The 13472-nt window shown below is 70.7% G+C and carries 12 protein-coding genes; 11 read left to right on the forward strand and 1 reads right to left on the reverse strand.

What is annotated here, in order from left to right:
- Nucleotides 1-66 precede the first annotated feature (66 nt).
- Nucleotides 67-1209, forward strand: coding sequence for a glycoside hydrolase family 76 protein (locus AU194_RS27950; protein WP_059092507.1), 1143 nt, complete (start codon nucleotides 67-69; stop codon nucleotides 1207-1209).
- A complete protein-coding gene (nhaA, locus tag AU194_RS27955) occupies nucleotides 1206-3056 on the forward strand; it encodes a Na+/H+ antiporter NhaA (RefSeq protein WP_059092508.1) in 1851 nt (616 codons plus the stop codon). The genes AU194_RS27950 and nhaA overlap by 4 nt, the downstream gene beginning before the upstream one ends.
- 6 nt (nucleotides 3057-3062) lie before the next feature.
- Here the strand turns inward: nhaA and AU194_RS27960 are convergent, their stop codons facing one another.
- Nucleotides 3063-4019 carry a LysR family transcriptional regulator gene (locus tag AU194_RS27960; protein ID WP_059092609.1) on the reverse strand — a complete coding sequence of 319 codons (957 nt, stop codon included), beginning with the start codon at nucleotides 4017-4019 and terminating at the stop codon, nucleotides 3063-3065.
- 34 nt (nucleotides 4020-4053) lie between these two features.
- Between AU194_RS27960 and AU194_RS27965 the strand changes: the two genes are divergently transcribed.
- From AU194_RS27965 to AU194_RS28005, 9 genes are read left to right on the forward strand one after another with little or no spacing between them, the layout of a single operon-like run.
- Nucleotides 4054-5226, forward strand: a complete 1173-nt coding sequence (locus AU194_RS27965; protein WP_059092509.1) for an XdhC family protein — start codon at nucleotides 4054-4056, stop codon at nucleotides 5224-5226.
- A 57-nt stretch (nucleotides 5227-5283) separates the two neighbouring features.
- Nucleotides 5284-6159, forward strand: a complete 876-nt coding sequence (locus AU194_RS27970; RefSeq protein WP_059092510.1) for a xanthine dehydrogenase family protein subunit M — start codon at nucleotides 5284-5286, stop codon at nucleotides 6157-6159.
- Nucleotide 6160: 1 nt separating this feature from the next.
- Complete coding sequence (locus AU194_RS27975; RefSeq protein WP_059092511.1) at nucleotides 6161-6736, forward strand: (2Fe-2S)-binding protein; 576 nt, start codon at nucleotides 6161-6163, stop codon at nucleotides 6734-6736.
- Nucleotides 6733-9114: an aerobic carbon-monoxide dehydrogenase large subunit gene (locus AU194_RS27980; RefSeq protein WP_059092512.1), complete on the forward strand. Its 2382-nt coding sequence runs from the start codon at nucleotides 6733-6735 to the stop codon at nucleotides 9112-9114. The genes AU194_RS27975 and AU194_RS27980 overlap by 4 nt, the downstream gene beginning before the upstream one ends.
- Nucleotides 9115-9127: 13 nt before the next feature.
- On the forward strand, nucleotides 9128-9904 hold the full coding sequence (locus AU194_RS27985) for an XdhC family protein (protein ID WP_082698883.1): 777 nt from the start codon (nucleotides 9128-9130) through the stop codon (nucleotides 9902-9904).
- Nucleotides 9894-10781 carry a MoxR family ATPase gene (locus tag AU194_RS27990; RefSeq protein WP_059092610.1) on the forward strand — a complete coding sequence of 296 codons (888 nt, stop codon included), beginning with the start codon at nucleotides 9894-9896 and terminating at the stop codon, nucleotides 10779-10781. Before AU194_RS27985 ends, AU194_RS27990 begins: the two co-directional genes overlap by 11 nt.
- Nucleotides 10782-10798: 17 nt before the next feature.
- Nucleotides 10799-11410 carry an SRPBCC family protein gene (locus tag AU194_RS27995; protein WP_059092513.1) on the forward strand — a complete coding sequence of 204 codons (612 nt, stop codon included), beginning with the start codon at nucleotides 10799-10801 and terminating at the stop codon, nucleotides 11408-11410.
- The gene (locus AU194_RS28000) at nucleotides 11407-12600 is read left to right on the forward strand and encodes a VWA domain-containing protein (protein WP_059092514.1); all 1194 of its coding nucleotides are present in this window, start codon (nucleotides 11407-11409) and stop codon (nucleotides 12598-12600) included. The genes AU194_RS27995 and AU194_RS28000 overlap by 4 nt, the downstream gene beginning before the upstream one ends.
- 26 nt (nucleotides 12601-12626) lie before the next feature.
- Nucleotides 12627-13469 (forward strand): alpha/beta fold hydrolase, encoded by an 843-nt coding sequence (locus AU194_RS28005; protein ID WP_059092611.1) that lies wholly within the window; start codon nucleotides 12627-12629, stop codon nucleotides 13467-13469.
- Nucleotides 13470-13472 lie beyond the last annotated feature (3 nt).

The raw sequence follows: 13472 nt of genomic DNA on the forward strand, positions 1-13472 counted from the left end.
AGAAACGTCTCATCCCCCTCGTCGGGGACGGTTTCCGGGACGCCGCCGGTGAGGCAGGATCGACGCATGGATCAGCTGTGGGCCAACAGGGCGGCCAGCGCCGAAGCGGCGATCACCCAGCGGCACCTGCGGCGGCTGTGGGGACTGCCCGGCACCCAGCTCGGCGTGGTGGCCTGGCCCGCGGGTACCCCGCACAAGCAGTTCCGCACCTGGCACTACTGGTGGCAGGCCCATTTGCTGGACTGCCTGGTCGACGCCCAGGTCCGCGCCCCCGACCCGGCACGCAGGCAGCGCATCGTCCGGCAGATCCGCACCCACCGGCTACGCAACGTCGGCCGCTGGGTCAACGACTACTACGACGACATGGCCTGGCTCGCCTTGGCGCTCGAACGCGCCGACCGGCTCGCCGGGGTGGCCAAACCGCGGGCGCTGCACACGCTGAGCGAACAGTTGGTCAACGCCTGGGTGCCCGAGGACGGCGGCGGCATCCCGTGGCGCAAGCAGGATCAGTTCTTCAACGCGCCCGCCAACGGCCCGGCGGGGATCTTCCTCGCCCGCCACGGGGACCGGCTGCGGCGGGCGCAGCAGATGGCCGACTGGATCGAGGAGACGCTGCTCGACCCGGACTCCCACCTGATCTTCGACGGCATCAAGGCCGGCTCGCTGGTGCGGGCGCAGTACACCTACTGTCAGGGCGTCGTGCTGGGGCTCGAGGTCGAACTCGCCGCGCGCACCGGCGAGGGCGAGCACGCCATGCGGGTGGAGCGGCTGGTGGCGGCGGTCGCCGAGCACATGGCCGCCGACGGAGTCCTCAAGGGCGCGGGCGGCGGTGACGGCGGCCTGTTTCACGGCATCCTCGCCCGCTATCTCGCGCTGGTCGCGACCAGCCTGCCCGGCGACACCGCCGACGACATCGCGACCCGCGACACCGCGCGCCGGCTGGTCCTCGATTCGGCCGAGGCGGCGTGGACCAACCGGCAGACCGTCGGGGTGGACGGGGCCGGGCTGCCGCTGTTCGGCGCGTTCTGGGAGCGCACCGCCGACCTGCCCACCGCCGCCGGTCGTGAGGCCGCATTCGTCGAAGGCGCCGTCAACGCCTCGGAGATTCCCGAACGCGATCTGTCCGTGCAGCTTTCGGGCTGGATGCTCATGGAGGCCGCTTATGCGGTGAGCGAACACGCCACCGACGCCGGTCCCACCGCACCGTGACCGAGGTGTCCGCGCGGCCCGTCGGCGCGCTGCCCAGCCGGTTCAGCCGCGACCCGAAGGCCTCGCGGTCGAGCGGCAGCCGGGCCGCCGCGCTGCTGCTCGCCGCCACCGTCCTCGCGATCGTCTGGGCGAATTCGCCGTGGGCGCACACCTATTCGGAGTTCTGGGATACCGACGTCGCGTTGAGCTTCGGCGAGTACCGGGCCGAGATGTCGGTCAAACACCTCGTCAACGACGGCCTGATGGCGTTCTTCTTTTTCATCGTCGGGCTCGAGGTGAAGAGCGAGTTCGTGATCGGCGAATTGACCGACCGGGCGCGGGCCGCGGTGCCCGTCGTCGCGGCGATTGCCGGGCTGATCGTGCCCGCCGTCATCTTCCTGGCGTTCAACCCGTCGGGGGAGAACGCGCAGGCGTGGGGGGTGGTGATCTCCACCGACACCGCGTTCCTGGTCGGCGCGCTCGCGGTGGTCAAACCGAAGTTCCCGGCGCGCCTGCGGATCTTCCTGCTCACCCTGGCGGTGGTCGACGACGTCGGTGCGCTCGCGGCGATCGCACTGTTCTACACCGACGACCTCCGGTTGCCGCCGTTGGGCGTCGCGGTCGTGCTCATCGTCGCGTTGGCGTGCGTGCGCCGGCTGCCCGCGCTGCGCGGACCCGCCTACGCCGTCCTCGGTTTCGCGTTGTGGATCGCGCTGTACCTGGCGCACGTGCACCCGACGCTCGCGGGCGTCGCCGTCGCCGTCCTCATCCCGGTGTTCACCCCGGAGCGCCGACGCGTCGAGCAGACCGTCGATCTGGTCCGCGCCTTCCGCCAGTCGCCGAACCCGCACTACGCCCGCGCGGTCACCCGCGGTCTGCGCGAGTCCATCTCGATCAACGAGCGGTTGCAGACCGCCGTCGGGCCGTACGTGTCGTTCGTCGTGCTGCCGATCTTCGCGCTGGCCAACGCCGGCGTGCGGTTGACCGGGGAGACCCTCGGCACCGCGATGACCTCGCCGCTGACCTGGGGTGTGGTGGCCGGTCTCGTGGTCGGCAAGTTCGTCGGCATCACCGGCGCCACCGCGCTGATGAGTGTGACGGGATGGGGTCAGCTGGCGCCTGGACTGTCGCTGCGCCGGGTGGCCGGCGGGGCGGCGCTGTCCGGGATCGGGTTCACCATCTCGCTGTTCATCGTCGACGTCGCGATCACCGACCCGGCCCGGCAGGATCAGGCCCGCGTCGGTGTCCTGATCGCCTCGGTGCTGGCGTTCACGCTCGGCTGGGCGCTGTTCCGGATCACCGACGCGATCAGCCCGCCGGAGCCGGTCGGCCTCACCCTCGTGCGCCCGGTCGACGCCGAGCGCGACCACGTCCGCGGCCACCCGAACGCCCCGCTGGTCCTCGTCGAGTACGGCGACTTCGAATGCCCCTTCTGCAGCCGCGCGACCGGCGCCATCGACGAGGTGCGCGCGCACTTCGGCGACGACCTGCTGTACGTGTGGCGGCACTTCCCGCTGGCACGGGCGCATCCGCGGTCGTTCGACGCCGCCCGGGCCTGCGAGGGCGCCGCGATGCAGGGCCGGTTCTTCGACATGGCCCGCCAGTTGTTCGCCCACCAGGACGATCTGGAGTGGTCGGACATGTACCGCTACGCCGTCGCGATCGGACTGGACATCGAACGGTTCGACCAGGACGTGCGGGTGCACGCGTCGAAGGTGCTCAACCGGGTCCGCGACGACGCGCAGGACGCCGAATCGATGGACCTCAACTCCACACCCACGTTCTTCGTCAACGGGAAACGCCACCGCGGGCCGTGGGATGCGGCCAGCCTGATCCGGGCGTTGGAGGCCGGCCGACCCCCGCGCTGACCCGGTTCAACTCCACAGCGTCACATGCACTTTCGGCTTGAACCTGGTTACCCCGACCCCCGTGCCGCGGATCATCGCCTGCGTGCACCGCGGCGTGGTGATGAACCGCAGTAGTTCCGAGGCCGCGGGCTGCCGTGCGGCGGGTGTCAACGTCGCGGCGAACCACTCGCCCGTCGCGGGCAGTCCGGTGCCCTTGAGCTGACAGAGTCGCCCCGCGGACAATTCCTTCGCCACTGCGAATCCGATGGCCAGCGTCACCCCGCCGGTTCGGCGCACCTCTTCCAGTGCGGCGGCGTCACTCTGGAAGATGCGCTGGTGGGATTCCGGCACCGCCAGGGCGCGCAGGGCGGTGGCGATCTCCCCGTCGGCGCTGCCCGCCGACGGGCCCAGTAGCCAGTGTTGTTCGCGCAGCTGCGCGTCCGTCGGAACGCCCTGGGCCAGAACGCTTTCGGATCCGGTTACGGCGACGATCTGATATCGCAGGAACGGCCGGACGACGACCGCGGGGCCGGGATCGGCCGGTGCCGGCCCCAGGGTCACGTCCACCGCCCGAGATGCGATCAGGTCGCGGAACCGGCCGGCGGGATGGACCGACAGTTCCACCGACAGGTCGTCGGCTCGCGACGAGAACAGGTCGATCAGTCCGGGTGCCGCGTGTTCGGCGAACGCGCTCGACGCCGCGATCCGCAGCAGCCGCCTGCCGTGGGCGGCCTCGGTCACCTCGATCGCGGTCTGTTGTTGCAGGCCCAGGATCTCGATGGCCCGGCTCGCCAGCCGCAGCCCGCCCGGGGTGAACGCCAGCCCGGCCGCGGTGCGGCTGAACAGCGGATCGGACAACTCCTTGCGCAGCTGCGCGACGTGCATGGAGATCCCGGCGTCGGACATCCCGAGTTCCTCGGCGGCAGCGTGCACCGACCCCAGCCGTACCACGGCGGAGTAGGCCCGGAGTTGAGCCGGTGTCACGATGTGCAGCCTACGGCGGGCATACATTGGCAACGTGCGAGATGTGCTGAGCGATCTGTCGGCGGTGTGGCGTGGCGGCGGCACAGCCGGGTTGGCGACGGTGGTGCGGACGTTCCGGTCGGCGCCGCGGCAACCCGGGGCGGCGATGGTCGTCGCCCCCGACGGCACGGTCAGCGGTTCGGTGTCGGGCGGGTGCGTCGAAGGCGCGGTGTACGAACTCGCCGGCGAGGTGGTGGCCTCCGGCACCCCGGTGCTGCAGCGGTACGGCGTGAGTGACGACGACGCGTTCGCGGTCGGGCTGACCTGCGGCGGCATCCTCGACGTGTTCGTCGAGGCGGTGTCGGAGGCGACGTTCCCGGACCTCGGCGCGGTCGTCGACGACATCGACGCCCACCGGCCGGTCGCGGTGGCGACGGTCATCGCCCATCCCGACCCGGCATGGATCGGGCGCCGGATGGTGGTCCGTCCGGACACCCACGACGCCGCCGTGTCCGGCACGCTGGGCTCCCCGCGCGCCGACGCCGCGGTCACCGACGACGCGCGCGGCCTGCTCGCGGCCGGCCGCAGCGACGTGCTCACCTACGGCCCCGACGGTCAGCGCCGCGGCGACGGGATGGAGGTGTTCGTCGCCGGGTATGCGCCGCGACCCCGGATGCTGGTGTTCGGCGCCATCGACTTCGCGGCCGCGGTCGCCCAGCAGGGCACCTTCCTCGGGTACCGGGTCACGGTTTGCGACGCGCGGCCGGTGTTCGCGACCGCCGCGCGGTTCCCCACCGCCGACGAGGTCGTCGTCGACTGGCCGCACCGCTACCTGCGCGCCCAGGTCGACGCCGGCGCCGTCGACGGGCGCACCGTGGTCTGCGTCCTCACCCATGACCCCAAATTCGACGTGCCGCTGCTGGAGGTGGCGCTGCGTCTGCCCGAGGTCGGCTACATCGGCGCCATGGGGTCACGCCGCACCCACGAGGACCGGATCGTCCGATTGCGCGACGCCGGTCTCACCGACGCCGAGCTGGCGCGGTTGTCCAGCCCGATCGGCCTCGACCTCGGAGCGCGGACGCCGGAGGAGACCGCGGTGTCGATCGCCGCGGAAATCATCGCCGGGCGGTGGGGCGGCTCGGGGCGCCGGCTCAGCGAGACCGGTGGTCGGATACACCATGACCAGGCTGAACAGAGCGAGTTAAGCGATTCCTTAACCCGCTATTGACGCCCGCGTCGGCCGGTCCGAGACTGGAGGCTCGTCGGCGAATGTGAGGTCGATCACATGCAGGTGCCCGGGCCCTTCGAATACGAACGCGCGACCAGTGTCGACCACGCGATCGGACTGCTCGACCGCCTCGGCGACGGGGCGATGATCGTCGCAGGCGGCCACAGCCTGCTGCCGATGATGAAACTGCGCATCGCCAACCCCGAATACCTGGTCGACATCAACGACCTCACCGGCGAGCTCGGCTACATCGTGCGAGACCGGGGTCAGGTGCGCATCGGCGCGATGACCCGGCACCGGGAAGTGCTGGACTCCGCCGACCTGGCTGCGGTGTGTCCGATCTTCGCCGACGCCGAACGCGTGATCGCCGACCCGGTGGTGCGCAACCGCGGCACTCTCGGCGGCTCGCTGTGCCAGGCCGATCCCGCCGAGGATCTGACCACCGTGTGCACGGTGCTCGACGCGGTGTGTGTGGCCCGCGGACCCGGCGGACGGCGTGAGATCCCCATCGACGACTTCCTGACCGGACCCTACGAAACGGCGTTGACGCACAACGAGATCCTGCTCGAGGTGCGCATCCCACTGCGCCCGGACAGCTCCAGCGCCTACGCGAAAGTCGAACGCCGCGTCGGGGATTGGGCTGTCACCGCGGCCGGGGCGGCGGTCACACTCGACGGCGACGCGATCGCCTCCGCGCGGGTCGGTCTGACCGCGGTCAACCCCGACCCGGCGGCGCTGGCCGAGGTCGGGCGGTCGCTGGTGGGCCGGCCCGCCACCGATGCGACGTTCGCCGAAGCGGGTCGCGGTGCCGCCGCGGCCTGCGAGCCCGTCTCCGACGTCCGGGGCAGCGCGGACTACAAGCGACACCTGGCGGCGGAGTTGACGGTGCGGACGCTGCGCACCGCTGTGCAGCGGGTCCGGGAAAGGAGCTGACATGCAGGTGACCATGTCCGTGAACGGCGAATCGGTGACCGCGGATGTCGAGCCGCGGCTGCTGCTCGTGCATTTCCTCCGGGACCACCTGCGGCTCACCGGAACTCACTGGGGCTGCGACACCAGCAACTGCGGCACCTGCGTGGTCGAGGTCGATGGTGAGCCGGTCAAGTCCTGCACCATGCTCGCGGTGATGGCCGGCGGACACACCGTGCGGACCGTGGAGGGCCTCGAGGTCGACGGCCGGCTCGACCCGGTGCAGGAGGGGTTCATGCAGTGCCACGGCCTGCAGTGCGGCTTCTGCACGCCCGGGATGATGATCACGGCGCGTGCCCTGCTGGACCGCAACCCCGATCCGAGTGAGGACGAGATCCGCGAGGCGATCTCCGGGCAGATCTGCCGCTGCACCGGTTACACCACGATCGTGCGTTCGGTGCAGTGGGCGGCCCGGCACCGCGACGGCAGAACCGTCGAACCCGGGCCCGACGCCGACGATTTCGCACCGCAGGCACAGACCGACGACACTCGCGGCCCGGCCGCCGGTGAGCACCTCATCGAGACGGGAAGCGCGTCATGACCGCACTCGAGGAACGACCGGTCGACAACGACCAGAAGCCGTGCGGTCACGGGCGGATGCTCCGCAAGGAGGATCCGCGCTTCATCCGTGGCCGCGGCAACTACGTCGACGACGTGCAGCTACCCGGCATGCTGCACCTGGCGATCCTGCGCTCGCCGTACGCCCACGCCCGCATCAACAGCATCGATGTGTCTGCCGCACAGGCGCATCCGAAGGTCAAAGCCGTCGTCACCGGCGCCGACCTGGCCGCCAAGGGGCTGGCGTGGATGCCGACGCTGTCCAACGACGTGCAGGCGGTGCTGGCCACCGACAAGGTGCGGTTCCAGGGGCAGGAGGTCGCGTTCGTCGTCGCCGAGGACCGCTACTCCGCCCGCGACGGTGTCGAACTCATCGACGTCGACTACGAACCGCTCGACCCGGTCATCGACGCGCGCCGCGCCCTCGACCCCGACGCCGAGGTCATTCGCACCGATCTCGACGGTAAGACCGACAACCACTGCTTCGACTGGGAGACCGGCGACGCAGCGGCCACCGAGGCGGCGTTCGCCAGGGCCGACGTGGTGGTCAAGCAGGAAATCGTCTATCCCCGAGTGCATCCCGCGCCGATGGAGACCTGCGGTGCGGTGGCCGACCTCGACCCGGTCAGCGGTAAGCTCACCCTCTGGTCGACCACACAGGCGCCGCACGCCCACCGCACGCTCTACGCGCTGGTCGCCGGGCTGCCCGAACACAAGATCCGGGTCATCTCACCCGACATCGGCGGGGGGTTCGGCAACAAGGTGCCGATCTACCCGGGGTACGTGTGCGCGATCGTCGGATCCCTGCTGCTCGGCAAGCCGGTCAAATGGATGGAGGACCGCAGCGAGAACCTCACCAGCACCGGCTTTGCGCGCGACTACATCATGCTGGGCGAGATCGCGGCCACTCGCGACGGCAAGATCCTGGCGATCCGGTCGCACGTACTGGCCGACCACGGCGCGTTCAACGGTACCGCGGCCCCGTCGAAGTATCCGGCCGGGTTCTACGGCGTGTTCACCGGCAGCTACGACATCGAGGCCGCCTACTGCCACATGACCGCGGTGTACACCAACAAGGCCCCCGGCGGGGTGGCGTACGCGTGTTCGTTCCGGATCACCGAGGCGGTGTACTTCGTCGAGCGGCTGGTGGACTGCCTGGCGGACGAGCTGAAGATGGACCCCGCCGAGCTGCGCCTGCGGAACCTGTTGCAGCCCCGCCAGTTTCCGTACACGTCGAAGACGGGCTGGGTGTACGACTCCGGCGACTACGAGACCACCATGCGCAAGGCCATGGCGATGATCGGCTACGACGAACTGCGTGCCGAGCAGAAGGCCAAACGCGAACGCGGCGAGCTGATGGGCATCGGCATGGCGTTCTTCACCGAGGCCGTCGGCGCGGGCCCGCGCAAGGACATGGACATCCTGGGCCTGGGTATGGCCGACGGCTGTGAACTGCGGGTGCATCCGACCGGTAAGGCCGTCGTGCGGCTGTCGGTGCAGACGCAGGGCCAGGGGCACGAGACGACGTTCGCGCAGATCATCGCCGAGGAGCTCGGCATCCCGCCCGACGACATCGACGTCGTGCACGGCGACACCGATCAGACGCCGTTCGGGCTCGGCACCTACGGCAGCCGGTCGACACCGGTGTCCGGGGCGGCCGCGGCGCTGGTGGCCCGCAAGGTCCGCGACAAGGCCAAGATCATCGCGTCGGGCATGCTCGAGGCGTCGGTCGCGGATCTGGAGTGGGACAAGGGGTCGTTCCGCGTGAAGGGCGACCCGTCGGCCTCGGTCACGATCTCCGACATCGCGATGCGCGCGCACGGCGCCGGCGACCTCCCCGAGGGTCTCGAGGGCGGCCTCGACGCCCAGATCTGTTACAACCCGTCCAATCTCACCTACCCCTACGGTGCGTACTTCTGTGTCGTGGACATCGATCCGGGTACCGCGGTGGTCAAGGTGCGCCGGTTCCTGGCGGTCGACGACTGCGGCACCCGGATCAACCCGATGATCATCGAGGGGCAGGTGCACGGCGGCATCGTCGACGGGATCGGGATGGCGCTGATGGAGATGATCGCCTTCGACGAGGACGGCAACTGCCTCGGCGGCTCGCTGATGGACTACCTGATCCCGACCGCGATGGAGGTGCCGGACCTCGAGACCGGCTTCACCGTCACCCCGTCCCCGCACCACCCGATCGGCGCCAAGGGCATCGGCGAGTCCGCCACGGTCGGGTCCCCGCCGGCGGTGGTCAACGCGGTGGTGGATGCGTTGGCGCCGTTCGGGGTCCGCCACGCCGACATGCCGCTGACCCCGTCGCGGGTGTGGGAGGCCATGCAGGGCCGGCCGACCCCGCCGATCTGATCAGGAGCCGGGTATGCGATCCGCCACCACGATGCACGACCGCGCACAGCAGCTGCTGCGCACCAGGACCCCGTTCGTCCATGCCACGGTGGTGCGCGCCCAGCCACCGGCGTCCGCGCACGCCGGGGACGAGGCGATCCTGCTGCCCGACGGCACGATCGAGGGTTTCGTCGGCGGCGAGTGCGCGCAGAACTCGGTGCGCAACGCCGCGCTGGGCGCCCTGCAGACGAAACAGAGTGTGCTGCTGCGGGTGCTACCCGACGGCAACGTCGGTTTCCCCGACGCGCCGGGTGCCTGCGTCGTGGTCAACCCGTGCCTGTCCGGCGGCGCGCTGGAGATCTTCCTCGTCCCGCAGGTACCCCCGCCGCTGATCCGGATCTGCGGCGCGACGCCGATCGCCGCCGCGCTGGCCGATCTGTGCGATCTGCTCGGCTACGAGGTGGCGCGGGACGGGCCGTTGAGCGACACCGCCGCGGTGGTGATCGCCGGCCACGGCGGCCCGGAGGCCGAGATGGTGCGCGCCGCACTCGACGCCGGCGTCGGGTACGTGGGACTGGTGGCCAGCCGGGTACGCGGTGCCGCGGTGCTCGACGGGCTCGACCTCACCGAACCGGAACGGGCGCGGGTGCACACTCCCGTGGGCCTGCCGATCGGGGCCCGCACCCCGGCGGAGATCGCGGTGTCCATCGCGGCCGAGGTCATCGCGACGCTTCGGAGTGAACCTGCGCCGGACACAAGCGTTTCCGCTGCCGCGCCGGCCGAGCACCATTGTGCGGCGCATGGCCACTGAGCGGGTCTTCGACGACGTCGACGACGTCATCGCCCGCTTCGACGAGCGCGACTACCTGCTGGACGCCGGCACCGCGACGGCGGTCTATCTCGCGGTGACGCTGGCCCGCCCGCTGCTACTCGAGGGTGAGCCCGGGGTGGGCAAGACGACGGCGGCGAAAACCCTTGCCGCCGTTCTGGGTGCGCCGTTGATCCGGCTGCAGTGTTACGAGGGGCTGACCGCGGGCGAGGCGCTATACGACTGGAACCATCAACGTCAGCTGTTGAGCATCCGCCTGGCCGAGGCCCGCGGGGAGGACATCGCCGAAACCGACCTGTACACCGAACGCTACCTGCTCGACCGGCCCATTCTGCGCTGTGTGCGCCACCGCGGCCCCACCCCGCCGGTCCTGCTGATCGACGAAATCGACCGCGCCGACGACGAATTCGAGGCGCTGCTGTTGGAGTTTCTCGGCGAGGCCGCCGTCACGGTGCCGGAGATCGGGACCTTCACCGCGCAGCGGCCGCCGATTGCGGTGCTCACCTCCAACCGCAGCCGCGACCTGCACGACGCCTTGCGTCGACGCTGCTTCTACCACTGGATCGACTATCCCCATCCCGAACGTGCCGTGGCGATTCTGCGTCGAACCGTGCCTGGCGCCACCACCGCGCTGGTCGAACAGGCCACCGACTTCGTCGGTGCGGCAAGGACTCTCGACCTCGACAAACCTCCCGGCATCGCGGAGACGATCGACTGGGTGGCCGCCCTGGCCACTCTCGGGGTGGCCGACCTGGCGGCATGCGGAGACCGGGGGCTCGCCGGGCTCAGCGCACTGGCCAAGACCCCCGACGACAGCGCCGCGCTGCACGACGCGCTGGCCGAGCACAGCTGGAATTGACGTCAGGAAGGACGCCGATGAAGATCGCCAACGAGTTCACCGTGCACGCGCCCATCGAGCGGGCGTGGGAGGTGCTCACCGACCTGGAACGAGTGATCCCTTTGATGCCCGGGGCGTCGCTGACCGGCCGCGACGGTGACGAGGTAGCCGGCAAGGTGAAGGTGAAGGTCGGGCCGGTCACCAGCGAGTTCAGCGGTAAGGTGCACTTCGTCGAGCAGGACCCGGGACTGCACCGCGCCGTCATCGACGGACGGGGCAAGGAGGCGCGCGGCACCGGGAACGCCGCGGCGACGGTGACTGCGCAACTGCGCGAGATCGGTGAGGGCACCCACGTCACCGTCGACACCGACCTCAAGATCGTCGGCAAGCTCGCACAGTTCGGCAGCGGGATGCTGCAGCAGGTGTCGGAGAAACTGCTTGGCGAGTTCGTCGAGTCGTTGGAGGCCGAACTCACCGCGGAGCCGGTCGGGGCAGTGGCGCCGCCGGTGACACAGCCGGCCGAGGAGGCCGCTCCCATCGACCTGCTGGCGGTGGCCGGAGGTACGGCGATCACCAAGTACGTGCCCGTCGCGGTCGCCGCGATGGTGTCGGTGCTGCTGCTCGTGGTGCTGCGCCGACGCCGCGGATGAGCCGGCCCCTGCTGCTGCCCGGTGTCGATCTCGCGGCCCTGGCGGTGGCACTGGTGGCCCGGCTGCGTGGCGGCGGGGTGGCGGTGTCGGCCGGTGGCCCTGCCGATTTCGTGTCCGCGATGACGGAGTTGGCGCCACGCGACCGGGACACGCTGTACTGGGCGGCGCGGCTGACCCTGGTGAACCGTGCCGACGATCTCGAGACGTTCGATCGCGTCTTCGCCGCCGTGTTCGCCGATGCCGTGCTCGGGGTGGATCCGCTGTCGCTGCACCGCAGTCCGGGCGAACCGGTGGCGTCGGGCCCGGCGACGCGCGCCGGCGCGGGGCCACCACTCGAGGCGGAGGGCCTACCGTGGCTCACCCGACCGGCGGGGCTGACGGCGGCTTCGGAGGCGCAGAGCACCCTGACATTGCCGGAGCTGCTACCCAGTCGGATCATCGCGAGCGCCGACGAACCGTTCGACCGGTTCGACGCCGAGGATCTGCGGCTGCTCGGCCGCTGGCTCGAACAGACCGCGCCGCACTGGCCGCGCCGTCACACGCTGCGTCGCGAGCCGCACCGGCACGGTCGGCGCGTCGACCTGCGGGCCACGATCCGCGAGTCCCGTCGCACCGGCTGGGAGACGGCGCGTCTGACCCGCACCCGCCGTTGCGCGCGGGAGCGGCGCATCGTGCTCGTATGCGATGTCAGCCGGTCGATGCAGCCCTACGCCGCGGTGTATCTGCACCTGTTGCGGGCGGCCGCGATGCGCGGTGGTCGCATGCGGCCCGAGGTGTTCGTGTTCTCGACCTCCCTGACCCGGCTCACGCCGATGCTCGCCCACCGATCCCCGGAGACGGCGCTGGCGCGGGTGAACGCGACGGTCACCGACCGCTACGGCGGGACGCATGTCGGTGCCAACCTGGCCGCACTGCTCTCGGGTGCGCATGGAGCGGCGCTGCGCGGTGCGGTCGTCGTGATCGCCTCCGACGGGTGGGACAGCGACCCGCCCGAGGTCCTCGACCACGCCATGGCGCGGTTGCGCCGTCGGGCGCATCGGGTGGTGTGGCTGAACCCGCGCGCCGCCCAGCCCGGGTTCCGCCCGCTCGCCGGGGCGATGGCCGCCGCGCTGCCGTACTGCGATCTAGTTCTGCCGGCGCAGTCACTGCGCGGGATGCGGGAGCTGTTCGCGGCGTTGACTGAACTGTGACACCCCGATCTGCGATGCTGAGCGCCATGGATCAGTTCCGGCGCGACGGCCTGGTGTTCGATGTGCGTGACGAGGGACCCGCCGACGGTCCCGTGGTGGTGCTGCTGCACGGCTTCCCGCAGCGCAACAGCAGTTGGGGCTCGATCATCGAGCGGCTCACCGCGCAGGGCTACCGCTGCCTGGCGCCCAACCAGCGGGGGTACTCGCCCGGCGCGCGGCCGCGGCGGCGCCGCGACTACCGCATCCCGGAGCTGGTCGCCGACGTCGGCGCGCTGATCGACGCGAGTGGCGCCGACCGGGTGCACGTCGTCGGCCACGACTGGGGCGCCGCGGTGGCCTGGGGAGTCGCCGCGGAGTATCCCGAGCGCCTCGCCACGGTGGTGCCGGTGTCGGTGCCGCATCCGGCGGCGTTCCTCAAGGCGATCGCGACCAGCAAGCAGGGCCTGGCGTCCTGGTACATGTACTTCTTCCAGCTGCCGTTCGTGCCCGAACTGCTGCTGACCCGACGCGATGGTGCCTTGGCGAAGGCGGCGCTGACCCGGATGGGGCAGAGTGCCGCGGCGGCCGACCGCGATGTCGCGGCGATGCGGGAACCGGGCGCACTGACCGCGGGCATCAACTGGTATCGCGGGATGCCGCTGATGGATCCGCGCGCGACCGGTGGCAAGGTCAAGGTGCCGACGATGTTCGTGTGGAGCGACAACGATCCGGCGTTGCTGGCCAAGGGCGCCTACGACACCGCGCGGTACGTGGCGGGGGAGTACCGGTTCGAGGTGATGACCGGTGCGTCGCATTGGATTCCCGAGGAGCGGCCCGACGAGCTCGCGGCGTTGCTGCTGGAGTGGTTCGCAGCACACCCGACGGTGTGAGAT

It is taken from the genome of Mycobacterium sp. GA-2829 (assembly GCF_001499965.1).
Lineage (GTDB): Bacteria > Actinomycetota > Actinomycetes > Mycobacteriales > Mycobacteriaceae > Mycobacterium.